The 24,447-nt window shown below is 71.7% G+C and carries 21 protein-coding genes and 1 tRNA gene; 12 read left to right on the top strand and 10 right to left on the bottom strand.

Annotated features, from left to right (window positions below; genetic code table 11):
• Positions 1–68 precede the first annotated feature (68 nt).
• Entirely contained in the window at positions 69–1,349 is a 1,281-nt protein-coding gene (locus ACQBJO_RS07750; RefSeq protein ID WP_421008484.1) for an MFS transporter, read from the top strand.
• A 9-nt stretch (positions 1,350–1,358) separates the two neighbouring features.
• Positions 1,359–2,747: a GH1 family beta-glucosidase gene (locus ACQBJO_RS07745; RefSeq protein ID WP_421008485.1), complete on the top strand. Its 1,389-nt coding sequence runs from the start codon at positions 1,359–1,361 to the stop codon at positions 2,745–2,747.
• A gap of 61 nt (positions 2,748–2,808) precedes the next feature.
• Here the strand turns inward: ACQBJO_RS07745 and ACQBJO_RS07740 are convergent, their stop codons facing one another.
• Genes ACQBJO_RS07740 through ACQBJO_RS07730 form a run of 3 tightly spaced genes read right to left on the bottom strand, consistent with a single transcriptional unit; the run spans position 2,809 to position 6,315 of the window.
• Positions 2,809–3,654, bottom strand: coding sequence for a MaoC family dehydratase (locus ACQBJO_RS07740; protein ID WP_421008486.1), 846 nt, complete (start codon positions 3,652–3,654; stop codon positions 2,809–2,811).
• Positions 3,654–4,991: a 3-oxoacyl-ACP reductase gene (locus ACQBJO_RS07735; RefSeq protein WP_421008487.1), complete on the bottom strand. Its 1,338-nt coding sequence runs from the start codon at positions 4,989–4,991 to the stop codon at positions 3,654–3,656. The genes ACQBJO_RS07740 and ACQBJO_RS07735 overlap by 1 nt, the downstream gene beginning before the upstream one ends.
• Positions 4,992–5,025: 34 nt before the next feature.
• Positions 5,026–6,315, bottom strand: coding sequence for an acetyl-CoA C-acetyltransferase (locus ACQBJO_RS07730; RefSeq protein ID WP_084452727.1), 1,290 nt, complete (start codon positions 6,313–6,315; stop codon positions 5,026–5,028).
• A 124-nt stretch (positions 6,316–6,439) separates the two neighbouring features.
• Between ACQBJO_RS07730 and ACQBJO_RS07725 the strand changes: the two genes are divergently transcribed.
• Genes ACQBJO_RS07725 through ACQBJO_RS07715 form a run of 3 tightly spaced genes read left to right on the top strand, consistent with a single transcriptional unit; the run spans position 6,440 to position 9,901 of the window.
• The gene (locus ACQBJO_RS07725; protein ID WP_421008488.1) at positions 6,440–7,123 is read left to right on the top strand and encodes a TetR/AcrR family transcriptional regulator; all 684 of its coding nucleotides are present in this window, start codon (positions 6,440–6,442) and stop codon (positions 7,121–7,123) included.
• Between the two features lie 10 nt (positions 7,124–7,133).
• Positions 7,134–8,486: a M20/M25/M40 family metallo-hydrolase gene (locus ACQBJO_RS07720; RefSeq protein WP_421008489.1), complete on the top strand. Its 1,353-nt coding sequence runs from the start codon at positions 7,134–7,136 to the stop codon at positions 8,484–8,486.
• Complete coding sequence (locus ACQBJO_RS07715; protein ID WP_421008490.1) at positions 8,483–9,901, top strand: MFS transporter; 1,419 nt, start codon at positions 8,483–8,485, stop codon at positions 9,899–9,901. The genes ACQBJO_RS07720 and ACQBJO_RS07715 overlap by 4 nt, the downstream gene beginning before the upstream one ends.
• A 230-nt stretch (positions 9,902–10,131) precedes the next feature.
• Here ACQBJO_RS07715 and ACQBJO_RS07710 read toward each other — a convergent pair whose 3' ends face one another.
• A complete protein-coding gene (locus ACQBJO_RS07710) occupies positions 10,132–11,040 on the bottom strand; it encodes a TetR family transcriptional regulator (protein ID WP_421008491.1) in 909 nt (302 codons plus the stop codon).
• 137 nt (positions 11,041–11,177) lie between these two features.
• Between ACQBJO_RS07710 and ACQBJO_RS07705 the strand changes: the two genes are divergently transcribed.
• The 5 genes from ACQBJO_RS07705 to ACQBJO_RS07685 are packed head-to-tail and all read left to right on the top strand — an operon-like array spanning position 11,178 to position 18,044.
• Positions 11,178–12,134: a cyclase family protein gene (locus ACQBJO_RS07705; protein WP_421008492.1), complete on the top strand. Its 957-nt coding sequence runs from the start codon at positions 11,178–11,180 to the stop codon at positions 12,132–12,134.
• A gap of 7 nt (positions 12,135–12,141) precedes the next feature.
• Complete coding sequence (locus ACQBJO_RS07700) at positions 12,142–13,788, top strand: class I adenylate-forming enzyme family protein (RefSeq protein WP_421008493.1); 1,647 nt, start codon at positions 12,142–12,144, stop codon at positions 13,786–13,788.
• Complete coding sequence (locus tag ACQBJO_RS07695; RefSeq protein ID WP_421008494.1) at positions 13,781–14,833, top strand: phosphotransferase family protein; 1,053 nt, start codon at positions 13,781–13,783, stop codon at positions 14,831–14,833. Before ACQBJO_RS07700 ends, ACQBJO_RS07695 begins: the two co-directional genes overlap by 8 nt.
• Before the next feature lie 9 nt (positions 14,834–14,842).
• Complete coding sequence (locus ACQBJO_RS07690; RefSeq protein ID WP_421008495.1) at positions 14,843–16,084, top strand: acyl-CoA dehydrogenase family protein; 1,242 nt, start codon at positions 14,843–14,845, stop codon at positions 16,082–16,084.
• 25 nt (positions 16,085–16,109) lie between these two features.
• Positions 16,110–18,044 (top strand): acyl-CoA dehydrogenase, encoded by a 1,935-nt coding sequence (locus tag ACQBJO_RS07685; RefSeq protein WP_421008496.1) that lies wholly within the window; start codon positions 16,110–16,112, stop codon positions 18,042–18,044.
• 15 nt (positions 18,045–18,059) lie between these two features.
• Here ACQBJO_RS07685 and ACQBJO_RS07680 read toward each other — a convergent pair whose 3' ends face one another.
• From ACQBJO_RS07680 to ACQBJO_RS07670, 3 genes are all read right to left on the bottom strand, one after another.
• Positions 18,060–19,745 carry an ABC-F family ATP-binding cassette domain-containing protein gene (locus ACQBJO_RS07680; protein ID WP_421008497.1) on the bottom strand — a complete coding sequence of 562 codons (1,686 nt, stop codon included), beginning with the start codon at positions 19,743–19,745 and terminating at the stop codon, positions 18,060–18,062.
• Between the two features lie 88 nt (positions 19,746–19,833).
• Positions 19,834–20,067, bottom strand: a complete 234-nt coding sequence (locus tag ACQBJO_RS07675) for a superinfection immunity protein (protein ID WP_421008498.1) — start codon at positions 20,065–20,067, stop codon at positions 19,834–19,836.
• A 15-nt stretch (positions 20,068–20,082) separates the two neighbouring features.
• Positions 20,083–20,922 (bottom strand): PhzF family phenazine biosynthesis protein, encoded by an 840-nt coding sequence (locus ACQBJO_RS07670; RefSeq protein WP_421008499.1) that lies wholly within the window; start codon positions 20,920–20,922, stop codon positions 20,083–20,085.
• A 65-nt stretch (positions 20,923–20,987) separates the two neighbouring features.
• On the opposite strand from ACQBJO_RS07670, the gene ACQBJO_RS07665 reads away from it, so the two are divergent.
• Positions 20,988–22,109 (top strand): cysteine desulfurase family protein, encoded by a 1,122-nt coding sequence (locus tag ACQBJO_RS07665; protein ID WP_421008500.1) that lies wholly within the window; start codon positions 20,988–20,990, stop codon positions 22,107–22,109.
• An 8-nt stretch (positions 22,110–22,117) separates the two neighbouring features.
• Here ACQBJO_RS07665 and ACQBJO_RS07660 read toward each other — a convergent pair whose 3' ends face one another.
• Entirely contained in the window at positions 22,118–23,254 is a 1,137-nt protein-coding gene (locus ACQBJO_RS07660; RefSeq protein ID WP_421008501.1) for a methyltransferase, read from the bottom strand.
• Positions 23,255–23,300: 46 nt separating this feature from the next.
• On the opposite strand from ACQBJO_RS07660, the gene ACQBJO_RS07655 reads away from it, so the two are divergent.
• Entirely contained in the window at positions 23,301–23,570 is a 270-nt protein-coding gene (locus ACQBJO_RS07655) for an Ada metal-binding domain-containing protein (RefSeq protein WP_421008502.1), read from the top strand.
• Between the two features lie 56 nt (positions 23,571–23,626).
• Here the strand turns inward: ACQBJO_RS07655 and ACQBJO_RS07650 are convergent.
• Positions 23,627–23,703, bottom strand: a tRNA-Val gene (locus ACQBJO_RS07650).
• 178 nt (positions 23,704–23,881) lie between these two features.
• Entirely contained in the window at positions 23,882–24,433 is a 552-nt protein-coding gene (locus ACQBJO_RS07645) for a PGPGW domain-containing protein (protein WP_421008503.1), read from the bottom strand.
• Positions 24,434–24,447: the final 14 nt, after the last annotated feature.

Genomic DNA, 24,447 nt, shown 5'->3' with positions numbered 1-24,447 from the left:
AGGCTGGCCGGCGCGATCCGCTCGCCGTGATCCTCCCGCCACGACCTACCGACGAGTAGCGTGCGGCCATGCAGCCTCCTTCGGGCGTCACCGTCGACGCCCCGGACCCCTTCGCGGACCCCACGACACCGGTCCCGCCCGGGTGGATCGCCCGCCTCGGCCTTGCCGGTGTGGGCATGTGCGCCGGCTGGTTCGGCCCGATCCAGGTCCTCCTCGGGCTCCAGGCCGCAAGCCTGACGCCCGACCACAAGGAGGCCACCCTCTCCCTCGTCACCGGGATCGGCGCCGCCGTGTCGACGCTCGCCAACCCGCTGGCCGGAGCCTTCAGCGACCGGACGACCTCGCGCTTCGGCCGGAGGGTCCCGTGGCTCGTCGGCGGGACCCTCGTCGGGGCACTCGGCCTCGTCGTCCTCGCCGTCGCCGAGTCGGTCCCCGTGATGATCCTCGGCTGGTGCCTCGTCCAGGCCGGGCTCAACGGCACTCTCGCCGCCCTCACGGCCGCGGTGCCCGACCTCGTCCCCGTCGAGCAGCGCGGGCTGGTGAGCGGCGTCGTCGGCATGACCCAGACCCTCGGCATCGTCGTCGGCACCGGGGTCGCGACCCTCGTCTCCGGCACCACCGGCGCCTACCTCGTCCTGGCCGTGCTCGCGGTCGCCGCGGTCACCCCCTTCGTGCTGCGCTCCCTCGACCGGCCACTCCCCCGCGGCCACCTCCCGAGGACGCCCGTGCGGCAGTTCCTCGCCGGCTTCTGGATCTCGCCACGACGCCATCCCGACTTCGCGTGGGCCTGGGCCACGCGCTTCCTCGCGACGGTCGCCAACTCGATCTGCACGATGTACCTGCTCTTCTTCCTCACCGACGCCGTCGGCGTCGCCGACCCCGAGCTCGGCGTCCTCGTGCTCACCCTGCTCTACGCCGCGTGCCTCATCGTCTCCGCGATCGTCGCGGGCATCTGGTCGGACCGGATCGGCCTGCGCAAGCCCTTCGTCACCGCCTCCGGCGTCGTCATGTCGACCGCTGCCGTCCTCCTCGCGATCGTCCAGACGTGGTCCGCGGCGCTCGTCGGCGCGGTGATCCTCGGCATCGGCTACGGCGTCTACCTCGCCGTCGACTTCGCGCTCATCACCCAGGTGCTCCCGCGGGCTGGTGACCGGGCCCGCGACCTCGGGGTCATCAACATCGCCAATGCCCTCCCCCAGGTCCTGGCCCCTGCGATCGCCGGACCGATCATCACGTGGTTCGCCGCCCACGCCACGCACGCCGCGGGGTACCGCACGCTCTACCTGCTGGCCGCGGCCATCGGGCTGGCGGCCGCCGTCCTCATCCGCAAGATCCGCAGCGTCGCCTAGGAGTCCCCGATGCCCCGCCCCCTGCCCCGAGATCTCGTCCTCGGCACCTCCACCGCCAGCTACCAGATCGAAGGGGGCGTGAGCGCCGGCGGTCGTGGTCGCAGCATCTGGGACGACTTCTGCGAGCGGCCCGGCGCGATCGCCGACGGGTCGTCGGGTGCGGTGGCCTGCGACAGCTACCACCGGTGGGACGAGGACGTCGCCCTCCTGCGTGGGCTGGGCGTCGACGCCTACCGCTTCTCCCTCGCCTGGCCCCGCATCCAGCCGACAGGGGCCGGTCCGGCCAACCCACAGGGTCTCGACTTCTACGACCGCGCCGTCGACGCCCTGTGCGAGGCGGGGATCGCCCCATTCGCCACGCTCTACCACTGGGACCTGCCCGCCGCCCTCCAGGCGAAGGGAGGCTGGATGGCCCGCGAGACCGCCGAGCGCTTCGGCGACTACGCGGCCTTCGTCGCCGACCGCCTCGCCGACCGGGTGGCCATGTGGCTCCCGGTCAACGAGCCGGTCGTCGCCACGCTCTTCGGCCACGCCATCGGGGTCCACGCGCCCGGTGAGTCACGCGGCTTCGAGGCCCTGGCGGCGGCCCACCACCTGCTCCTGGGCCACGGGCTGGCCACCCGGGCACTGCGCGCGGCGGGGGCGGCGGCGATCGGCACGGCCAACAACCACACGCCCGTGCACGCGGTGAGCGACGCCGACGAGGACGTCACTGCCGCAACGCTCTACGACACGATCCACAACCGGGCCTTCGCCGAGCCGATCCTGCTCGGCGAGTACCCCAACGGCATGGGTGACGGGATGCCCGGCCCGGTCGCCGAGGACCTGACGGTCATCAGCTCGCCCCTCGATGCCTACGGGGTCAACTACTACAACCCGACGCTCGTCGGGATGCCCGGGTCGCCCGGCACCGCGGCCGCCCGCGCCGCGGTGCCCGACCAGCAGGTCCAGCTGGCGGTCCCCGAGGGCATCCCCTTCGACCTTGTGCCGGTGCCGGCGCGCGAGTACACCGCCTTCGGGTGGCCGGTCGCGCCTGAGGGTCTGACCGAGGTCCTCGTGCAGCTGCGCGAGCGCTACGGCGACAAGCTCCCCCCGGTGCACATCACCGAGTCGGGCTGCTCGACGCACGACGTGGTCGAGGACGGCACCGTGCATGACGACGCGCGCATCCGCTACCTCGACCAGCACCTCGACGCCGTGGCCGACGCCATCGACGCCGGGGTCGACGTCAGGGGGTTCTTCGTGTGGTCGCTGCTCGACAACTTCGAGTGGGCGGAGGGATACACCCAGCGCTTCGGGCTCGTGCGGGTCGACGTCGAGGGCGACCAGCAGCGGGTGCCCAAGGACAGCTATGCCTGGCTGCGCGAGCGCATCCGGGAGACCCGGACCCGGGGCTGACCACGGCGACCACGACGGCCCGTGTCCCCCTGCGGGACACGGGCCGTCGTGACCTCGGCGGTCAGGCGAGGGTGAGCACGAGGTGCTCGGTCTCGGGCTTGCGCGTGCTGCGCAGTCCCGCGACGACCTCCTCGCCGGTGGTGTCGATGACGAAGTCGACCTTGGCCGGCAGCAGCACCGGCTTCTTGAACCACACGTGGCTCGTGCACGGACCACTGGTGCGCGGCCCGATGGCGCCGAGGACCCGTGCATAGGTCCACATGCCGTGGGCGATCGCCTTGGGGAAGCCCATGGCCTTCGCCGTCACGGCGCTCATGTGGATCGGGTTGATGTCACCCGACGCGAGCCCGTAGGTGCGACCGAGATCGCCGGGCAGCGACCACTTCGCGGCGGCCTGGCCCGTGGGGATCGCCGGGGGCTGCGCACCCCGGTCCGCCTCGGCGTCACCCTTGCCGCGGGCCAGGTAGGTCGAGCGGCCCTCCCAGACACGCTCGCCGGCGACGTCGACCTCGGTGACGAGGTCGACGACCTTGCCCTTGGGGTGGGCCCGCAGGTTGTCGGCGGAGACGGTGATGTCCAGGGCCTCGTCGAAGCGGACCTCACGGTGCACCGTGATGACGTTCTCGACGTGGACCAGGCCCATGAGCGGCAGGGGGAAGCCCTTGCCGGACATCAGCTGCATCTGCAGCGGGAAGCCGACGACGTGCGGGTAGGTGTGCGGCAGCACGTCGCTGTTGTTGAAGCCGCAGATGCGCTGGTACTCGAGCAGGTCGAGCCGGTCGATCTGGTGGCCCTCCAGGCGCAGCCGGGTGTCGGGCAGCGACGAGCCGCCGCCCTTGCCCGCCAGCGCCGCCTTGGCGTAGATCGGCCCGAGCGCCGGGATGCTCTTGACGTTCGTGTCGGCCATCAGGCACCCAGCAGCATCTGACCGCACACACGGACGGTGTTGCCCGTGACGGCGCGGTTGCTGTCCCACGAGAACCAGCCGATCGTCTCGGCGACGTCGACCGGCAGACCACCCTGCGACAGGGAGTTGGTCAGACGGCCGATCTCGCGCGTCGCGAGCGGGATCTTGGCGGTCATCTCGGTCTCGATGAAGCCGGGGGCGACGGCGTTGACCGTCACACCCTTGGCGAGGACCTGCGGGTCCTTGGCCAGGCTCGCGGTCATGCCGATGACGCCGGCCTTGCTCGCGCCGTAGTTGGCCTGACCGCGGTTGCCGGCGATGCCGGCGATCGAGGCGACGTTGACGATGTGACCGCCCTCGTTGATGGCGGGCACGAGCGCCTCGTTCATCGTGAGGATCGACAGCAGGTTGACGTTGAGCACCGAGCCCCAGCGGTCGGCGTCGGTGTTGACGAGCAACTTGTCGCGGGTGATGCCCGCGTTGTGCACGACGATGTCGAAGCCACCGTGCAGCCGGCTCGCGTGCTCGACGATCTTGGCCCCGGCGTCCTCCGCGGTCACGTCGACCTGCAGGGCCGAGCCACCGATGCGGTTGGCCACCTCGGCCAGCGGGCCGCCGGCGGCGGGGATGTCGACGCACACGACGGTCGCGCCGTCACGGCTGAGCACCTCGGCGATCGCCGCACCGATGCCGCGCGCGGCGCCGGTGACGACCGCGACCTTGCCCTCGAGCGGGGCGTCCCAGCTCTCGGGGACCACGATGTCGCCGACGGCCTCGCCGACGTGCACGACCTGGGCCGAGACGTAGGCCGAGCGGCCGGAGAGGAAGAAGCGGACGGTCGCCTCGGCGTTGGCGTCGGCGCCCTCGGCGACGTAGACCATGTTGGCCGTGCCGCCGGCGCGCATCTCCTTGCCGACCGAGCGCACGATGCCCTCGAGCGCGCGGCGGGCCGCGGCCTCGGCGACGTCGTCGGTGTCCGCGACCGGACGGCCGATGACGATGACGCGACCGGTGGGGGCCAGGGTCTTCAGCGCCGGGGCGAGGATGCCGCGCAGGGTCTCCAGGTCCGCGGGGGTGCGGGCCTGGGTCATGTCCACGACGACACCGGCGACCGAGGTCGACGGAGAGGTCGCGATCTGCACGCCGTCGGCCTGCAGGGCCTCGGTGAGCAGAGCGGCGACCGGGGCGTCACCGTGCCCGGCGAGCAGGACCGCGCCGCCGATGAGCGGGGCGCCGGCCTTGTGGCGACGCAGCTTGGTCGGACGGGGCAGGCCGAGGGTGTTGGCGATCTGCTTGCCCAGACCGGAGCTGACGAACTTGCCGTACTCGAATCCCATGTGGGTGTTCTCCTTGAGTCGGTGCGGGGAAGGCTCAGGCGCCCTCGAGGATGGCCACGACGCCCTGTCCACCGGCGGCGCAGATGGAGATCAGGCCACGGCTGCCCGGGCCCTTGGCGTGCAGCATCTTGGCCAGCGCGGCGACGATGCGGCCACCGGTGGCGGCGAAGGGGTGACCAGCGGCGAGCGAGGAGCCGTTGACGTTGAGCTTGTCGCGGTCGATGGACCCGAGCGGGGCGTCCAGGCCGAGCTTCTCGCGGCAGAAGTCCTCGTCCTCCCACGCGGCGAGCGTGGAGAGCACCGTCGCGGCGAAGGCCTCGTGGATCTCGTAGTAGTCGAAGTCCTGGAGGGTGAGGCCGTTGCGCTCGAGCATGCGCGGGATCGCGTAGGCGGGAGCCATGAGCAGGCCCTCGGCACCGTGGACGTAGTCGACCGCGGCGGCCTGGCCGTCGACGAACCACGCGAGCGGGGTGAGGCCCTGCTCCGCTGCCCACTCCTCGGAGCCGAGCAGCACCACGGACGCGCCGTCGGTGAGCGGCGTCGAGTTGCCGGCGGTCATCGTCGCGTCGTCACCCTTGCCGAAGACCGGCTTGAGCTTGGCGAGCTTCTCCATCGAGGAGTCGGCCCGCATGTTCTGGTCCTTGGACAGACCCATGAAGCTCGTGACGAGGTCGTCCTGGAAGCCCTCGTCGTAGGAGCGGGCGAGGTTGTGGTGGCTCTTCATGGCGAGCTCGTCCTGCGCCTCGCGGGTGATGCCCCACTTCTTGGCCGTGATGGCCATGTGGTCACCCATCGACAGGCCGGTGCGCGGCTCGACGTTGGCCGGGGTGGCGATGCCGAGGTCCGTCGGGCGGATCTTGGTGAGCGCCAGGGCCTGCGCCTTGGCGCCCTTGGCCCGGTTGACCTTGAGCAGCTTCTTGCGCAGCGACTCGGTGACGGTGATCGGGGCGTCGGAGGCGGTGTCGACGCCACCGGCGATGCCGGACTCGATCTGGCCCAACTTGATCTTGTTGGACACGAGGATCGCGGTCTCGAGGCCGGTGCCGCAGGCCTGCTGCAGGTCGTAGGCGGAGGTCGTCGGGGCCAGCGCCGAGCCGAGGACGGCCTCGCGGACGAGGTTGAAGTCGCGGGAGTGCTTGATGACCGCACCACCGGCAACCTCGTCGATGTGCTTGCCACCGAGGTTGTAGCGGGCGACGAGCCCGTCCAGTGCGGCGGTGAACATGTCCTGGTTGGACGCCTCGGCGTACGCGGCGAACTGGCGGGCGAAGGGGATGCGGTTGCCACCGAGGACGGCGGCGCGACGCGGCAGGTTGTTAGCCACCACAGGTCTCCTGGGTCGTGTTGGTGTCAGTCGGGGACGGCGTCGTGCGCCGCCTCTCCCACCACTGACTTTATGCGATACGGACGGTAGCAGGTACCCCTCGTCCCTGATACCGTCCCGCCTTGTGAGTGACACCACCGACGGCCGCAGCGCCCGCTGGGAGGTGCATCGCCAGGAGCGCCGCAAGGCCCTCGTCGAGTCGGCGATCCGCACCATCCGCAGCCGGGGCGCCGCCGTCGGCATGGACGAGCTGGCCTCCGACGCCGGCACGTCCAAGACCGTCTTCTACCGGCACTTCACCGACCGCCGCGGCCTCTACCAGGCCGTCGCCGCCCGGGTCGACGAGCTCATCCTGCGCGACATCGGCAAGGTCCTCGGTCGCCGGACGGGCGGGTCCGGCTCCGGGCTCGACGCGCTCGACGTCGACCCGCGCTCGGTGATCCACGCCGCGATCGACGCCTACCTCCAGCTCGTCGAGCGCGACCCCGAGGTCTACCGATTCATCGTCTCCGCGCCGATCGTCGGCACCTCGACCGGCGGCAACGCCGCCGAGGTCGCCGCCAGCGCCACGGGTCGGATGGCGGGGCAGATCAGCGACCTCGTCGCAGCCGCCCTCGTCGAGCGCGGCAACGACCCGGCCCCCGCGATGCTGTGGGGCCAGTCGATGGTCGGACTGGTGCGAGCCGGCGCCGACGCGTGGCTTGCCGGCGCCGCGGGCGAGGTCTCCCGCGAGGAGGTCACCGCCCAGCTGACCGACCTCGCCTGGTCGGGCCTGAAGATCGCCTGGAAGCGGCCTACCGACGAGTAGGGTCCCGCTCATGGACCCCATCGACGCGGCCCCCGTCGCGGCTCTGCGCGAGATCCTGCGGCTGCCCACCGTGGCCTCCGAGGACCCGGATCTCACCGACCCCGCTCCCTTCGTCGAGCTGCACTCCCGCCTGCGCGAGCACTTCCCGCTGACCCACGAGGTGGGCGAGGTCATCGACGTCCCGCCGCACGCGCTGCTCATCCGCGTGCCCGCCGACCCGGCCTCGCCGACCGCCGCGGCCGACCCGGTCGTCCTCATGGCGCACATGGACGTGGTCCCGCTCGGCGACGAGACCCTGTGGACGCACCCGTCGCTGGCGGCCGAGGTCGTCGACGGCGTCATCTGGGGCCGGGGCACCCTCGACGACAAGGGGCAGCTCGTCGCCGTCATCGCCGCCGTCGAGTCCCTCTTGGCCGACGGGCGGAGGCCCGCCCGCGACGTGTGGCTCTCCTTCGGCAGCGACGAGGAGGTCATGGGTAGCAGCGCCCAGCGTGCCGTGGAGGTGCTGCGCGCGCGGGAAGTCCAGCCCTGGTTCGTCCTCGACGAGGGCGGTGCCGTCGCCTCCGAGGCCTTCCCCGGGGTCACCCGGCCCCTCGGGGTGGTGGGCGTCTCCGAAAAGGGCGTGCTCTCCCTTCGGCTCACCGCCAGCGGTCGCGGCGGTCACGCATCACGACCGGCGAAGGGAGGTCCCGCCGCCCGCGTGGCCGCGGCGATCACCCGGCTGGAGCGCCACCCCTTCCCGGCCCACGTCTCCCCCGCGACCCTGGAGATGCTGCGGCGCCTGGCACCGCACCTGCCGCGGCCCCTGCGACCGGTCGTCGAGCGGGCCGACCGCTTCCCCGGTGCCCTCGCCCGGCTGCTCGTCGCCGCCGGTCCGGAGGCCGCCACCCTGGCGCGCACGACCGTGGCGGTCACGACGCTCACCGGGTCGCCGGCGATCAACGTCAGCCCGACCTCCGTCGTCGCCGGGCTCAACCTGCGCATCGCCGTCGGCGAGACTACGGCGGACGCCACCACCCGGATCCGGCGGGTCGTCGGGCCCGACATCGACATCGAGGTGGCCGACGCGCACGAGCCGAGCCCGCTCTCGCCCGTCGACGACCCTGCCTTCGCGCTCCTCGAGCGGACGATCACCGAGGTCTTCGCCGAGGCGGTGCCCGTGCCCTACGTCATGTACGCCGCGACGGACGCGCGCCACTTCACGGCGATCTGCGAGCGGGTCTACCGCTTCGCGCCCTTCCGGATGAGCGCCGACCAGCGCGAGGCGATCCACTCCTACGACGAGCGTCTGGGGGTCGAGGACTTCCTCGACGGGATCCGTTGGTACCGCGCCCTGCTCGACGGCCTGGCAGGCGTGCGATGAGCCCGACGATCTGGCGGATCGTCGGCTTCCTCGCCGCCGTCGAGATCGCGTCGGGCATCCTGCAGGGCTACTACACGCCGATCTACAGCGACATCGCCGACCACCTCCGCATCGCCGACGGCGACGTCAACTGGTTCGAGGCGGCCCAGCTCATCGTCGTGGCACTGGCGGTGCCGGTGCTCTCGCGGCTGGGTGACCTGCACGGTCACCGTCGGGTGCTCGTCGTCGCGACGGTGATCACGGCGATCGGCGGATGGGTCGTGGCCCTGGCTCCCGGCTTCTGGACCTTCCTCGTCGGGTGGGCGGTCCAGGGCGCCTACACGGTCTGGCTCCCGATGGAGATCGCCATCCTCCACGAACGCTCTCGCGAGCACCCCGACCGCCCGGCGCTCGTCAGGCGCGGCGCCGCCCTCCTCGTCATGGCACTCGAGGTCGGCGTCATCGCCGGCGCGCTGGGGGCCGGCGCGCTCCAGCCGGTCCTCGGCATGACCGCACTGCTCGCCGTGCCCGCCGCCGCGACGACGATCGCCCTGGTGGCCATCCTCCTCGGAGTGCGCGACGAGTCGGCTCCGGCCACCGGCCGCTTGGACCTCGTCGGCACCGCTCTGCTGAGCACCGGGCTCCTGCTCGTCCTCGGCGGGCTCGTGCTGGTGCGCCTTCAGGGCCTGGGCAGTCCCCCGGCCTGGCTGCTCGTCGCCCTGGGCTGCGCCGTGCTGTGGCTCTTCGTCCGCGTCGAGCGGGCGAGCAGCTCGCCGCTCCTCGACGTGCGCGCCCTCGCCGCCCCGACGATGTGGCCGGTGCAGCTGGCCGCCGCCCTCTTCGGCATGAGCGTCCTGGGCGCGCAGATCCCCTTGTCGACCTTCGCCCGGACCGACCCCGCGGAGGTGGGCTACGGACTCGGCGTCGACGCCGCCGCGATCGCCAACCTCATCGGCCTCTACGTCGTCGCGATGGCCGTCGGGGCGCTGCTCTCCCCCTTCGCCGCTCGTCGTCTGGGGGTGCGGGGCATGCTCGTCGGGGCCGCCGTGCTCGTCGCGGTCGGCTACGCGACCTTCATCCCGCTGCACGACGCGCTGGTGCACGCGATGCTCGCCATGGGCATCGCCGGCCTGGGGTCGGGAGCGCTCGTCGCCTCACTCCCGGCCGCCGCGGCCGCGGCCGCCACGCACGGCGGCACGGCCGAGGCCGCGGGCCTGACCAATGCGACCAAGACCGTCGGCGGGTGCCTGGCCTCGGCCCTCTTCGCCGTGGCGCTGGCGTCCACCGGCAGCATCTCCGACCCGACGGAGGGCCACGCGCCCCTGTCGGGATACCTCGTCGTGTGGGGCATTTGCTCCGGCTCGGCCCTGCTCGCCGCGCTCGCCCTGACCCGCCTGCCCACCACCGACCGGGAACTGCAGCCCGTCGAGGCCTGAGCCACCGCCGCCCCAGGCCGCATTTCCTTGAGGTCGTGCGCACCCCCTATCTGCATTGCCCAACGGCAATGCGAACCCACGACCACCGCCGGCCTCCTCCCCCTTCGCCCGCGTCACCGATCCGGCGAATCAAAGACGTCCCGCGTGCCTGAACACGCGGGACGTCTTTGACTCCGAAGGCCGGGAACTCGAGCCCGTCGGGGCCTGAGCCACCCCGAGGCTGCATTGCCCTATGGCAATGCAGAGGTCGGGCGGAGGGCAGGGTCGCACTGCACGAGGTCGAGCGCGAAGTCGACGTACCACTGCGCCACCCGCTCGGGCGTGGAGTCTCCCCCGTGCCGGTACCACTGCGGGATCGCCGTGCACATCGTGACGACCGCACGGGCGGCCTCGTGCGGCAGGGGCGTGGCAAAGGCCTCGGCCCGACAGGCGGCACGCACCTCGTCGTCGATGCGCGTCTGCTCCTGCCGACGCACTTGCGCGATGCGGGCACGGGCGGGGCCGGCGAGGCTGCGCATCTCGGTCGCCCCGATGAAGCCGAGCTCCCGCCGGTGGCTGTGGAAGAGCGCCTGGCACTCGACGAGCCGCGCGAAGCGGGTCCACGGCTCGTCGGCCTCGGCCTGCGCCGCGGAGGTGCGGCGCGACAGCTCGTCCATCGTCCGGTCGAGGATGGAGACGAGGAGCTGCTGCTTGCTCGCGTAGTAGTGGTAGAGACCGGCGACCGACAGGCCGGCCCGCTCCGCGACACCCCGCATCGTCGAGCCGTGGTAGCCGAGCTCGAGGAAGCACGCGAGGGCACCGCGCAGGGCGGGGTCGAGGTCGAGCGGCTCGTAGTGGCGCCAGTGCTCGGCACCGGCCCCCTCCCCTTCGCCCGACGCCACGCGCCACCGCTCGTCGCGGATCGGCTCGACGACGCCCAGGAGCAACCGCTCGGGCCGGACCCCGAGCACGTCGGCGAGCTCGACGGCCCGCTCCGTCGACGTGGCGACGTGACCGTTCTCGATGGCGCTGACGGTGCCGATGCTCACCCCGATCCGGTCCGCGACCTGACGCACGGTCAGGCCGCGCCCCGTGCGCAGGTCACGGACCGCGCGGCCCATCGCGACGCGGTGCGCCGATGGCTCCACGTGTCCGCCCATGGTCTTCACCCCTTCGGCCTAGTGTTCAGCGGCGCTGAACAAGATCATCGTTGACACCCTAGATCCCGGGCTAGCACGGTAGGCACATCACTGATCAACCAAGTGATTGTTCAGTCCGCCGTGCTCAAGGAGGAGCCATGACCGACGCTGCGCCCGACCTGACCGACCTGCTCAAGGACGCCCCCACCAACTGGGGCAAGTGGGGGCCCGAGGACGAGGTGGGCTCGCTCAACTACCTCGGTCCGGAGCAGGTGATCGCCGCCGCCGGCCTCATCCGCAGCGGCAAGGTCTTCCCGATCCAGCGCCTCATCGGCGACCCCAAGGGCGACCCCGTGTGGCCGAGCCGCCAGCCGGCCACCCGCACCCAGATCATGGACGAGGCGACCTGGGACGGCGACGACGCCCCGGCCTTCCCCGGCGGCCTGCACTACGCCGACGACAAGATCGAGGCCTTCCTCCAGGGGTCGACCCAGTACGACGCGCTCGGCCACGTCTGGTTCGGCGGCAAGCTGTGGAACGGCTACGACGCACGGACCACCGTCGGCGGCATGGACAAGGCGAGCGTGCAGCCCATCGCCGAGCGCGGTGTCGTGGGCCGGGCCGTCCTGCTCGACATGGCCCGATACCGCGGCAAGGACAAGCTCGAGTCCGCCGAGACGTACACCCACGAGGACCTGCTCGCGTGCGCCGCCCAGCAGGGCGTCGAGCTGCGCAAGCGCGACATCATCCTCATCCGCACCAACTACCTCGCCCTCTTCCACGAGCTCGGTGACGCCTTCTACGACGACTTCTGCGAGCCGGGCCTGATCTACAGCCCGGAGCTCGTCCAGTGGTTCGCCGACATGGAGATCCCCAACCTCGTCACCGACACCATCGCCAACGAGGTGACGACCGACCCCGAGACCGGCGTCGCCCTGACGCTGCACAACGCCCTGATGCGCAACCTCGGCATCGCCTTCACCGAGATCGTCGACCTCGAGGACCTGGCCGCCGACTGCGCCGAGGACGGCACCTACGAGGTCTTCTACGCCGCGGCCCCGCTCAAGGTGGCCCAGGGCAGCGGCTCGCCGGTCAACCCGATCGTCATCAAGTGAGGCGTGGATGAGCGTCTACGACGAGCGCCCCTGGCTGGGGCTGTACGGCGAGCAGGCCGCCACGATCGAGCCCGAGCACGCCTCGGCCCTGGAGATGTTCCGGGCCGGCGTGCAGGCCGACCCCGACAGCGACGCGATCCGCTACTTCGACGGGGTGATCTCGCGGCGCGAGCTCGACGAGAGCAGCGATGCCCTCGCCGTCGGTCTGCTCGCCGAGGGCTTCGCCCCCGGTGACCGGCTGGCGGTCTACCTGCAAAACGTCCCGCAGTTCGTCATCGCGATGATCGCCGCGTGGAAGGCCGGCGGGATGCTCGTGTCGATCAACCCGATGAGCCGCGAGCGCGAGCTGCGCTACCTGCTCGAGGACTCGGGTGCGAGCGTCCTGCTCTCGCAGGAGGGGCTCTACGACGAGGTCGCCCGGCACGTCGTCCCCGACTCCCCCGTGCGGCTGGTGCTCACCACGAGCGAGCTCGAGCACCAGACCGAGTCCGACGAGCGGCTCTTCGCCGGCAGCAGCCGGGTGCGGCACGAGGGGACGAGCGACCTCACCGAGCTCATCGAGCGGCACCGTGGAGAGGTGCCTCCGCCGGTGAGCCCGAGCGCGGACGACATCGCCTTCCTCACCTACACGTCGGGCACGACCGGCCGCCCCAAGGGCGCGATGAACACGCACGGCAACGTCGTCTTCACCGCGATGGTCTACCGCGACTGCGCGAAGTTCGCCCCCGGCGGCTCGGTCCTGGCCATCGCGCCGCTCTTCCACATCACCGGGCTCATCGGGCACATCGCCCTGAGCCTGCTCGCACCGATGCCGCTCGTGCTGGCCTACCGCTTCGAGCCGGGGGTCATGCTCGACACCCTCGAGCGCCACCGTCCGACGTGCACGATCGGGGCGATCACCGCGCTCAACGCACTCCTCGACCACCCTGACGTCACGCCGGAGCACTTCGCCTCGCTCGAGACGGTCTACTCCGGTGGCGCACCGATCTCGCCGACGGCAGAGCGTCGCTTCCTCGAGGTCACCGGTCGCCAGGTGCACAACGCCTACGGCCTGACCGAGACGACGAGCCCGATGACGCTCACCCCCTTCGGGACGGAGTCGCCGGTCGACCCTGCCTCCGGTGCCTTGTCCGTCGGGGCGCCGGTCCCGTCGACGATCGTGCGGATCCAGGACGACGAAGGGAGGGACCTGCCCCTGGGAGAGATCGGCGAGATCGTGGCCGAGGGCCCGCAGGTCGTCGCCGGCTACTGGAACAAGCCGGAGGAGACCGCCGCCTCCCTGCCGGGCGGCGCCCTGCACAGCGGCGACGTGGGCTTCATGAACGAGCAGGGCTGGATCTTCATCGTCGACCGCAAGAAGGACATGATCAACGCCTCCGGCTACAAGGTGTGGCCGCGCGAGGTCGAGGACGTCCTGGCCGAGCACCCGGCCGTCCGCGAGGCCGCCGTGATCGGGGTTCCCGACGACAAGCGCGGCGAGACAGTCAAGGCCTTCGTCAGCACGCGTGCCGGTGCCTCGGTGGATCCCGAGGAGATCATCGCCTTCTGCAAGGAGCGGATGGCCGCCTACAAGTACCCGCGCCAGGTGGAGATCATCGACGAGCTGCCCAAGACGGTCACGGGCAAGATCCTGCGGAGGGAGCTGCGTGGCTGACCCGACCGACGAGGCGGCCGCGGGTGAACTGCCGGGACTCCCCCTTCGTCGGCTGGCGCCCTACCTCGCCCGGCACGTCCCCGAGATCGGCGACGCCCCGCTCACGGCGTCGCTGATCTCCGGGGGGCGGTCCAACCTCACCTACCTGCTCACCGACGGGGACCGGCGCTGGGTGCTGCGCCGGCCCCCGCTCGGGGTGGTGCTCGAGACCGCCCACGACATGGACCGCGAGTACCGGATGATCCGGGCCCTGCACCCCACCGGCGTGCCGGTCCCCGCGCCGGTGCACCTCGGCGACGAGGAGGGCACGCAGATCCTCGGGGCACCCTTCTTCGTCATGGGCTTCGCCGACGGCGCGGTCCTGCGTGAGCCTGACCAGCTCGCGGCGGTGGGTGACCCCGACCGTCTCGCCCCCGCGCTCATGCGATGCCTTGCCCAGCTGCATGCGGTGGCTCCCGACGAGGTCGGGCTCGGCTCTCTCGGCCGTCCCGACGGCTACCTCACACGTCAGCTCGACCGCTGGCTGCGGCAGGTCGGCTCGATCGACTCACCGCTGCTCGGGCGCTTCGAGGAGGTCGCCGCGGCGCTGCGCGAGAGTCTCCCGAGCACCCAGCGGACCAGCCTCGTCCACGGCGACTACCGCCTCGACAACGTCGTCGTGGGTGCCGACGAGGAGATCGTCGCGGTCCTCGACTGGGAGATGGCCACACGAGGAGACCCGCTGGCGGACGTCGCCTCGACGCTCGTGTGGTGGGACGGGATGCGTGGCATGGACATGCCCGTGGCGGCGCACCCCGGCGACATCGCCGGCTACCCCACCCGCGACCTGCTCGTCTCCGCCTATGCCGAGCACTCCGACCTCGACCTGACCCACCTGCCCTGGTACCTCGCCTTCGCCTTCTTCAAGATCGCGGCGATCTTCGAGGGGATCCGCCACCGGCACGACGAGGGGCTCACGGTGGGTGACGGCTTCGAGCGGCTCGGCCCGCTCGTGCCCGGCCTGCTCGACTCCGCCTGGGCCGCGCACACCGACCAGCCTTCCTGAGAGAGACCCATGACCACCACCCATGCCCTGACCGCGCCGTCCGCCCGCGCCGAGGAGCTGCTCGCAGAGATGCGTGACTTCATGCGCGACGAGGTGCTCCCGGCCGAGGAGACCTACCACGCCCAGCGTGCGCAGGGCTCCCTCCACGACCCGCCGGAGGTCCTCGAGGACCTCAAGTCCAGGGCGCGGGAGCGCGGCCTGTGGAACCTCTTCCTCCCCGCGGAGTCCGGGCTCACCCAACTCGAGTACGCACCGATCGCCGAGCTGTCCGGCTGGAGCCTCGAGCTGGGGCCAGAGGCGATCAACGGCGCCGCACCGGACACCGGCAACATGGAGCTGCTGCACCTGATCGGCACCCCCGAGCAGCAGTCCGAGTGGCTCGAGCCGCTGCTCGACGGGCGGATCCGCTCCGCCTTCGCCATGACCGAACCACAGGTCGCGAGCAGCGATGCGACCAACATCCGCACGCGCATCCGACGCGACGGCGACGAGTACGTCATCAACGGCCTCAAGTGGTGGACCAGCGGCGCCATGGACCCACGCTGCGCGGTGCTCGTCGTCATGGGCCAGACGGACCCCGACGCGGAGAAGCACCGGCAGCAGTCGATGGTCATCGTCCCGATCGACACCCCGGGCGTGCGGGTCGTGCGGGACCTGCCCGTCTTCGGCCACCACGACCAGCACGGTCACGCCGTCGTCGAGCTCACCGACGTGCGCGTACCCGTGCGCAACCTCCTCGGTGAGGAAGGGGGTGGCTTCGCCGCCGCGCAGATGCGGCTGGGCCCCGGTCGCATCCACCACTGCATGCGTGCTCTCGGCGCAGCCGAGCGCGCACTTGCGCTCATGGTCGCGAGGGCCAAGGAGCGTGTCGCCTTCGGTGGTCCGCTCAGCGACCAGGGAGTCGTCCAGCAGCAGATCGCCGAGTCGCGCCTCGAGATCGCCCAGGCGCGCCTGCTGTGCCACCAGGCCTGCCAGGTCATCGACACCGCCGGCAACCGCTCGGCCCGGCACCTCGTGGCGATGGCCAAGGTCGCCGTGCCTCGGGCGGCCACCCGGGTGATGGACCGCGCCATCCAGGTCCACGGCGGCGCCGGCGTCACCGACGTCACGCCCCTGTCGGCGATGTATGGCTGGCACCGCGCCATGCGGCTCTTCGACGGTCCCGACGAGGTCCACCTGCGCTCCATCGCCCAGTCGGAGCTGCGCGGGCAGCCCGAGCTCCCGCCGGGGGTGCCGAGCACCCCGTGGTGAGGTCGCATCTGCGAGCATGCAGGACATGAGCGCCGAGCAGACCAAGGACCCCGTCGCCGAGCAGATCCGTTCCGTCCTCGACGGTCGGTGGGAGGAGACGCGTCAGCAGCTGCGAGCGGACCCGCGCTTCCCCGTCGCCGAGCCCGACCTGCGGCTCGACCTCGAGCAGCACCGGGCGCGCACCCTCGAGCTCGTCACCGCCCTCACCGACACCGAGCTCGTCCGGGCGACCCTGCCGGTCGAGCTCGGCGGCAGTGGTGACGTCGGGGCCTCGGTGACCGGGCTGGAGATGATCGGGCACGGGGACCTGTCGGTCTTCGTCAAGGCGGGCGTGCAGTTCGGCCTCTTCGGCGGGGCCATCGCCAACCTCGGCACCGAGCGCCACCACCGCGAGTACCTCCCCGGCATGGCCGACCTGTCCCTGCCCGGGTGCTTCGCGATGACCGAGACCGGCCACGGCTCCGACGTGCAGTCGATCCTCACCACGGCCACCTACGACCCCGACACCGACGAGCTGGTCGTCCACTCCCCTTCGCCCGCCGCGCGCAAGGACTACATCGGCGGCGCCGCCCGCGATGCCCGGCTCGCAGCGGTCTTCGCCCAGCTCGTCGTCGGCGAGGAGCAGCACGGTGTGCACTGCGTCCTCGTCCCCCTTCGCGACGAGGCGGGGCAGCCGATGCCCGGCGTGACGATCGGCGACTGCGGGACCAAGCTCGGCCTCAAGGGTGTCGACAACGGCCGACTGATGTTCGACCAGGTGCGCGTCCCCCGGGCCAACCTGCTCAACAAGTACGGCGACATCGACGACCAGGGCCGATACTCCTCGCCCATCGAGAGCGTCAACCGGCGCTTCTTCACCATGCTCGGCACGCTCGTGCGGGGGCGGGTCACGGTCGCCGCCGGCGCCGGTGCAGCCACCCGCAGCGCCCTCACCCTCGCGGTGCGCTACGGCCTCCAGCGCACGCAGTTCACCTACCCCGACGGCGAGCACGAGGTCGTCGTCATGGACTACCGGGCCCACCAGCGCAAGCTCCTGCCCCGGCTCGCGAAGTCCTACGCGCTGGCCCTCGCGCAGAACGCCCTGACCGGCAAGCTCGCCGACATCAGCACCGGCGAGATCACCGACGAGTCCTCGCAGCGCGAGCTCGAGGCGCGCGCCGCCGGGCTCAAGGCGATCACGACCGAGCACGCCAACGACACGATCCAGGCCTGCCGGGAGGCGTGCGGCGGGGCCGGCTACATGGCGCTCAACCGCTTCGCCGACCTCAAGGCCGACACCGACGTCTTCGCGACCTTCGAGGGCGACAACACGGTGCTGCTGCAGCTGCTCGCCAAGGGCATGCTCACCGACTACAAGAGCGACTTCCAGGAGCTCGACACCCGCGGCGCGATCCTCTTCGGCGCCCGGCAGGTGACGACCTCGGTCATCGAGCACACCATCGGCGGGTCGATCATCCAGCGACTGATCTCCGGCGCCCCGGGCAAGGACGGCGACAACGCGCTCGAGGACCGCGGCGGTCAGCTCGCCTTCTTCGAGGACCGCGAGTCGCACCTCACCGAGACGCTCGCGATGCGCCTGCGCCGCGCCGGCGAGGAGGGCGCCGACTCCTTCCGGGTCTTCAACGAGGCCCAGGACCACCTGCTCGAGTCGGCGCGCGCGCACATCGACCGGATCGCGCTCGAGGCCTTCGTCACCGCGATCGAGGAGGCCCCTGACGGCCCCGGCCGCGACCTGCTCAACCTCGTGTGCGACCTCTATGTCTTCAGCACCGTCGAGGCCAACCGCGCGTGGTTCATCGAGCACGGGCGGCTGAGCGCCAGCCAGTCGAAGGGGGTCGTCGCGCGGGTCAACGAGCTGTGCGGCGAGCTGCGGCCCCACGCCGCGACCCTCGTCTCGGGCTTCGGCATCCCCGACGCCTGGCTCGGCACCGAGATGATGGCCGACCTCGCGGCCTTCTAGACCGGGACGGGAGGGTCACCGAGCGCGGGTGACCCTCCCTTCGTCCCAGACCGGGCCGTCGGTCTCCCGGACCCGCCCGTCGGCCCCGTAGACGAGGAAGCGGTCGAAGCCTCGGGCGAACCACCGGTCGTGGGTCACGGCGAGCACGGTGCCGGCGAAGGCGTCGAGACCCTCCTCGAGGGCTTCGGCCGACTCGACGTCCAGGTTGTCGGTCGGCTCGTCGAGGAGGAGGAGCGTCGCGCCAGACAGCTCGAGGAGCAGGATCTGGAAGCGCGCCTGCTGGCCGCCCGACAGCGACTCGAAGGTCTGCTCCCCCGCGTGGGCCAGCTCGTAGCGGTCGAGGACCCGGCTCGCGGCCTCGCGCCCGAGACCCGATCGGTGGTCGTCGCCCCGGTGCAGGATCGCCAGGAGGGTGCGCCCGATGAGCTCGGGGTGCTCGTGCGTCTGGACGAACCAGCCCGGGCGCACCCGCGCACCGAGCCGGGCCCGTCCCGTGTGCGCGACCGGCTCGATGACGGCCTCGCCGACCGGGAGGTTGTCGACCTCCGGGTCGCTGCCGCCGGCGGCCAGCAGGCGCAGGAAGTGCGACTTGCCCGAGCCGTTGGACCCGAGCACCGCGACCCGCTCGCCGTACCAGACCTCGAGGTCGAAGGGCTGCATCAGCCCCGTGAGCCCGAGCCGCTCGCACACGACCGCGCGCTTGCCGGTGCGGCCACCCTGCAGGCGCATCGTCACCTTCTGCTCGCGGGGCTGCTCGCTCGGCGGCCCTTCCTGCTCGAAGCGCTCGAGCCGGGTGCGGGCCGACTGGTAGCGCGAGGCCATGTCCGAGTTGTACTTCGCCTTCTGCTTGTACATGAGCACGAGCGCCTTGAGCTTCGCGTGCTCCTCGTCCCACCTCTTGCGCAGCTCCTCGAAGCGGGCGAAGCGCTCCTGGCGGGCCTCGTGGTAGGTCCCGAAGCCGCCCGGGTGGGTCCACACGCGGTTGCCCGCAGTCCCGAGCTCGACGGTGACGACGCGCGTGGCGGTGTTGGCGAGCAGCTCACGGTCGTGGCTGATGTAGAGGATCGTCTTGTCGGAGGCGCGGATCTGCTCCTCCATCCAGATCTTGCCGGGAACGTCGAGGTAGTTGTCCGGCTCGTCGAGCAGCAGGACCCCGTCGGGCCCGCGCAGCAGGTACTCGAGGACGAGCCGCTTCTGCTCGCCCCCGGAGAGCGTGCTCAGCTCGCGGTACTTGCAGCGCTCGAAGGGGACGCCCAGCGCGGCCGTCGTGCACACGTCCCACACGACCTCCTGGTCGTATCCGCCCGCGTCGGCGAAGTCGGACAGGGCCGTCGCATAGCGCATCTGGGTGCGCTCGTCCTCGGTCTCCATGAGCGCCATCTCGAGACGGTCGACCTCGGCGGCCGCGTCACGAACGGCCTTGGGAGACACCGACATCAGCAGGTCGGTGACCGTGGGCCGCTCCCCCAGACCTGCGCCGACGTGCTGGCGCATGATCCCCAGCCCACCCGTGCGAGCGACCGACCCGGCGTGCGGCGTCAGCTCCCCGGTGACGATCCGCAGCAGCGTCGTCTTGCCGGCGCCGTTGGCCCCGACGAGGGCGACCTTGGCGCCCTCGCCGACGCGGAAGGAGACCTCGTCGAGCAGCACGCGCCCGTCCGAGAGCTCGTACCTGACACCGGCGACGTCGACATGTCCCACGAAGGGGGATCCTCCCCCATCAGCCGTCGGCCACCAACAGCATTCTTTGCCGGTCCCTGAGGAGGCCGCCCGCGGCCGTCTCGAAGGGTCAGCGCACCTCGAGGATCCGGTGCTCCTTGATCGACATGACGAGGGCGATGATCCACCCGATGACGGTCCAGCCGAGGAGCAGGTTGACCCAGAAGACCGACCAGGCGTTGCGGTTGCCCCGCACGGCCGCGATCGCCCACGGGAGCATGTAGCCGGCACTGACGACGGCGACGATGATCGCCACCGGGGCGCTGACGACTCGGGTCTTCTGGTCGGTGACGATGCGTGCCATGGCTCCAGCCTAGGGTCAGAGGCTAATCGTGCCCTGCACGAGTGAGGTGACCGTGCCGCCGACCCGGACCTCGCCGCCCTCGGCGGTGAGCGACAGGACGCCGGAGCGCCCGATGCACCCGCCCTGGGTCACGGTCCAGCGGTGCGGGACCTCCCCTTCGGCCACGAGCCACTGGGCGATGCCGGCGTTGAGGCTCCCGGTGACGGGGTCCTCGCCGACGCCGAGACCGGGGACGAAGGCCCGCGTCTCGTAGAGGTGCTCGCCACCGTCCTCATGCCAGCCGATGACGCCGACCTTTGCGTCGGGTGCATGGGACCAGTCCGGTCGCAGGTCGCGCACGTGCTCGGCCGAAGGGAGGCGCACCGCGGCCCAGCCCGGACCGTTGTCGACCCACTGGTGCCCGACGACGTCGGCGCGCGTGATGCCCAGGGCCGCGACGAGGCGGTCGAGGTCGGCGTCGTCCAACGGCCCCGTGCGCACGAACGGCGGTGCGGTGAAGGCGAGCTCGCTCCCTTCGCGATGGACGTCGACGAGCCCGGCGCCGCACTCCTGCACGATGCGGTCCTCGTGTCGTGGGGTGCCTCCGTGGGTCAGCCAGGCGTGGGCGGTCCCGAGCGTCGGGTGACCGGCGAAGGGGAGCTCGCCGCCGGGGGTCATGATGCGCACCCGGTAGTCGGCCTCGGGCGTGATGGGCGGCAGGACGAAGGTCGTCTCCGACAGGTTGGTCCAGCGCGCGACCTCCTGGAGCAGGTCGTCGTCGATGCCCTCGCCGTCGAGGACGACGGCCAGCGGGTTGCCGGAGTACGGCCGAGTGCCGAAGACGTCGACCTGGGTGAAGGCACGGGAGCGGGGCATCGCGGTCCTCTCGTCGGGGGTGGCCCCATCCTCCCCGGCCGGGCAACGCTCGACATCATGGGGGCATGACCGCCGACCCCGTGTACCTCGACCACAACGCGACGACGCCCATCGCCCGCGAGGTCGCCGAGGCGGTGTGGCCGCACCTGACGCAGGACTTCGGCAACCCGTCGAGCGCCTCGATGCAGGGCCGGCGTGCTCGGTCTGCGGTCGACCGGGCCCGCGAGCAGGTCGCGGCACTCGTCGGCGCCGAGCCCGACGAGATCGTCTTCACCTCGGGTGGCACCGAGGCCAACAACATCGCGATCCGGGGCAGCGCTCGGCACCTCACGACCCGCGTGGCCGTCACCTCGTGCGTCGAGCACCCGGCGACCGCCGCTCCCCTGGCGCACCTGCAGGAGCACCACGGCTGGCAGGTGCACGAGCTGCCGGTCGACGGCGGGTGCCGGGTCCGCCTCGACGCGCTCCCCACCGGTGCGATCGGGCTCGGCACCTTGATCCTCGCGCACAACGAGACCGGCGCGATCCAGCCGGTGGCGCAGCTCGCCGAGCGCGTCCACCGTCGGGGTGGCCTCGTCCACGCCGACGCGGCCCAGGCGGTCGGCAAGATCCCGGTCGACGTCGAGGAGCTCGGGGTCGACCTGCTGTCGATCGCGGGGCACAAGCTCTACGGGCCGAAGGGGGTCGGTGCCCTCTACGTGCGCCGCGGCACCCGGGTCTCCCCCGTCGTCCTCGGAGCCGGGCAGGAGGGTGGCCTGCGCCCGGGGACGGAAAATGTCGCGCTCATCGTCGGTCTCGGGGTCGCCGCCGAGGTCGCCGGGCAGCTGCTCTCCGCGGAGGTCGAGCGTCAGGCCGCTCTGCGAGAGGCTTTGTGGGACAGGCTCGCTCGTGCCGTGCCGGGGTTGGTGCGGGTCTCTCCCGAGGTCGGCTGCCTGCCCAACACCCTCATGGTGTCCCTCCCCGGTCGTCTCGGGGCGCAGGTCCTCGAGGCGGTCAGCGACGTGTCGGCATCGACCGGCAGCGCCTGCCACGCGGGCGTGCACTCGCCCAACGCCGCGCTGCTCGCCATGGGCCTCGACGCCGACACCGCGCTCGGTGCCCTCCGGCTCTCGCTCGGCCGGTCGACGAGCACCGAGGACGTCGAGTCGGCCGCAACCGCACTGGCCCGGGGACTCGTCGCGCTCTGAGTGCCCGGCTACCGGGCCGGCTGGCTTCCCTGGGCCACCGTCAGCCGCCAGAGGGACGTGACCTCGGCACGTCGAGCGGCGTGGAGGGCGTCCTTCGCGTCGCTCGCCCGGCTGTGGCGCGGCACCGTCTCCAGCCGGTCGACGACCTCGAGTCCGGCATCGCCGATGAGCCCGAGCAGCTCCTCCCGAGCGCGCAGACCGAGGTGCTCGGCGAGGTCGGAGATGACCAGCCAGCCCTCGCCCCCCGGCTCGAGGTGCTCCGGGAGGCCGGCGAGGAAGCGGCGCAACATGTCCGAGCCGGGGTCGTAGATGCCCGCCTCGAGGTCGGAGGTCGGCTCGCCGGGCAGCCATGGCGGGTTGCACACGACGAGATCGGACCGACCGTCCGGGAAGAGGTCCGCCTCGAGCGCCTCGACCCGGTCGGCGACGCCCAGCCGGTGCGCGTTGTCGCGGGCGCAGGCCACGGCGCGCGGGTTGATGTCGGTGGCGACGACCCGCTCGACACCGCGCTGCGCCAGCACGACGGCGAGCACGCCGGTGCCCGTCCCGAGGTCGAAGGCCGTGCGCGGGATCGGTTGCGCCAGAGGCGCATCGGCCACGAGATCGATGTACTCGCCGCGGACCGGGGAGAAGACGCCGTAGGCCGGGTGGATGCTCGCCCCGAGCGCCGGGACGTGCACCCCCTTCGTCTGCCACTGGTGGGCCCCGATGACGCCGAGCAGCTCGCTGAGGGCGACCACCATGGGTCCGAACCCCGGGCCGTAGGCGGCCAGGCAGGCCGCGCGCACGTCGGGCGCGCGCCGCAGGTCGAGCGAGCGGTCGGCACCGAGCTCGACGACGAGCTGCGCCATGAGCCTCGCCCGCTCGGCTCGCTCGGCCCGGTGCCCGGCGAAGGTCACCTCGCCGCGCTGCCGCCGCGAAGCGCGGCGCTCGATGCGACGGTCCATGGCCTTGAGCAGCTGGCGGGCGTTGTGGTGGTCGCCGCGCCAGAGGATCGCGGTGCCACGGGAGGCGAGCCGCATCGCCGCGTCCGCAGTCATCGTGTCGTCGGCGACGACGACCCGGGACGGGGCGGGCGCGCCACTCTCGGAGTGCCACTCGGCCTCGTGGTCGGTGCCGTCCTCGACCCAGTGGATGGTGTCCATGGTGCGGTGAGTCTACGGTCGTCACGTCGACCGAAGGGAGCGCCCGATGACCAGGAAGACGTACACGCTGCTCGGCGCGGACAAGGTGCGGTACGAGAGCCCGACCCCCGGCACCTTGGGCGGGCACCGAAAGGGACGGATCTACGGTCGTCTCGACTGCCCGACGGCGCTGCGGGCCATCGCGAAGGGCGGATACGTCACCCAGCGCGTGTTCTTCGCCGACGAGGCCACGGCGATCGCTGCCGGGTTCCGCCCCTGTGCCGTCTGCCTGCCGCAGGAGTACGCCGTCTGGAAGCAGGCGTCTGGTCCCGGCTGAGGTGCCAGCAAGACGAAGGCCCGAGACCTGCTGATGCAGGTCTCGGGCCTTCGGTGTGGTGGACGTAAAGGGACTCGAACCCCTGACCTTTCGCGTGTGAAGCGAACGCTCTAACCAACTGAGCTATACGTCCGTGGTGCTCCCTGACCAGTCTCCCGGCCGGTCAACCTGAGCAGAGTACCCGGCGGGCTCCCTTCGGTGCCAATCGGTCCCGCGGCGTGTCGTCCCCTTCGAGACGGCCGCGGGCGGCCTCCGGGTCCTGAGGAAAGAGTCCGCGAAGCGGGCGAATGTCTCGAAGGGCAGGGACCGGGTCAGGCCCGGTGCAGCCCCGGGACCTGCAGCAGCAGGTCGAGCACCTGCTGGGGCAGCCATCCGGGGACGCCCGTGATGAGCAGCGCGAGGTAGAAGCAGAACCACCCGAAGGCCGCCGAGAGCAGCAGCATCGGGATCTTCGCCTTCCACGGCAGGGCGCGCGTGTACTGATCGAAGGCCTTGACCTCGGCCTTGACGAACTGCGTCACCCGGCGGGCCCAGATGAACTCCGTGCTCCACAGGAAGAGGCCGATGAAGATGACCGCCCACCCCGGCCCCACGAGCGGGACCATCGGGATGCCGGCGATGATGAGCAGCAGGCCGAGCGTCGCGATGACGACCCGGTAGACCGGCCCGATGACCGGATGGGTGCGCAGCGCCCGTCGCCAGCGGATCGGGTCCTCGTGCGCGTCGATCCGGCCGTCCTCGCCGAAGCGGTCGAGCAGCTCCTGGCGCACGATCGCGTGCTGCTCGCGGCGCACGTCACGGTAGGCCCGTCGGGCCCCCGATGCGTCCTTGCCCTGACCAGCCGTCTCGCTGGTCGTGTCCACGTCCCCCGCCATGG

Origin of the sequence: Janibacter zhangyanbonis (assembly GCF_050507325.1) — a bacterium.
In the GTDB taxonomy this organism is placed as follows: domain Bacteria; phylum Actinomycetota; class Actinomycetes; order Actinomycetales; family Dermatophilaceae; genus Janibacter.
The sequence above is the reverse complement of the archived record's forward strand: the minus strand, read 5'-3'. Positions and strand labels throughout refer to the sequence as shown.

Bases quoted from the DNA above. Each gene is read 5' to 3' on its own strand.
- ACQBJO_RS07660 (WP_421008501.1), bottom strand. From the start codon at position 23,254: ATGGACACCATCCACTGGGTCGAGGACGGCACCGACCACGAGGCCGAG.
- ACQBJO_RS07670 (WP_421008499.1), bottom strand. From the start codon at position 20,922: ATGCCCCGCTCCCGTGCCTTCACCCAGGTCGACGTCTTCGGCACTCGG.
- ACQBJO_RS07690 (WP_421008495.1), top strand. From the start codon at position 14,843: ATGACCACCACCCATGCCCTGACCGCGCCGTCCGCCCGCGCCGAGGAG.
- ACQBJO_RS07745 (WP_421008485.1), top strand. From the start codon at position 1,359: ATGCCCCGCCCCCTGCCCCGAGATCTCGTCCTCGGCACCTCCACCGCC.
- ACQBJO_RS07675 (WP_421008498.1), bottom strand. From the start codon at position 20,067: ATGGCACGCATCGTCACCGACCAGAAGACCCGAGTCGTCAGCGCCCCG.
- ACQBJO_RS07740 (WP_421008486.1), bottom strand. From the start codon at position 3,654: ATGGCCGACACGAACGTCAAGAGCATCCCGGCGCTCGGGCCGATCTAC.
- ACQBJO_RS07750 (WP_421008484.1), top strand. From the start codon at position 69: ATGCAGCCTCCTTCGGGCGTCACCGTCGACGCCCCGGACCCCTTCGCG.
- ACQBJO_RS07665 (WP_421008500.1), top strand. From the start codon at position 20,988: ATGACCGCCGACCCCGTGTACCTCGACCACAACGCGACGACGCCCATC.
- ACQBJO_RS07685 (WP_421008496.1), top strand. From the start codon at position 16,110: ATGAGCGCCGAGCAGACCAAGGACCCCGTCGCCGAGCAGATCCGTTCC.
- ACQBJO_RS07710 (WP_421008491.1), bottom strand. From the start codon at position 11,040: ATGGGCGGACACGTGGAGCCATCGGCGCACCGCGTCGCGATGGGCCGC.
- ACQBJO_RS07735 (WP_421008487.1), bottom strand. From the start codon at position 4,991: ATGGGATTCGAGTACGGCAAGTTCGTCAGCTCCGGTCTGGGCAAGCAG.
- ACQBJO_RS07705 (WP_421008492.1), top strand. From the start codon at position 11,178: ATGACCGACGCTGCGCCCGACCTGACCGACCTGCTCAAGGACGCCCCC.
- ACQBJO_RS07655 (WP_421008502.1), top strand. From the start codon at position 23,301: ATGACCAGGAAGACGTACACGCTGCTCGGCGCGGACAAGGTGCGGTAC.
- ACQBJO_RS07700 (WP_421008493.1), top strand. From the start codon at position 12,142: ATGAGCGTCTACGACGAGCGCCCCTGGCTGGGGCTGTACGGCGAGCAG.
- ACQBJO_RS07720 (WP_421008489.1), top strand. From the start codon at position 7,134: ATGGACCCCATCGACGCGGCCCCCGTCGCGGCTCTGCGCGAGATCCTG.
- ACQBJO_RS07715 (WP_421008490.1), top strand. From the start codon at position 8,483: ATGAGCCCGACGATCTGGCGGATCGTCGGCTTCCTCGCCGCCGTCGAG.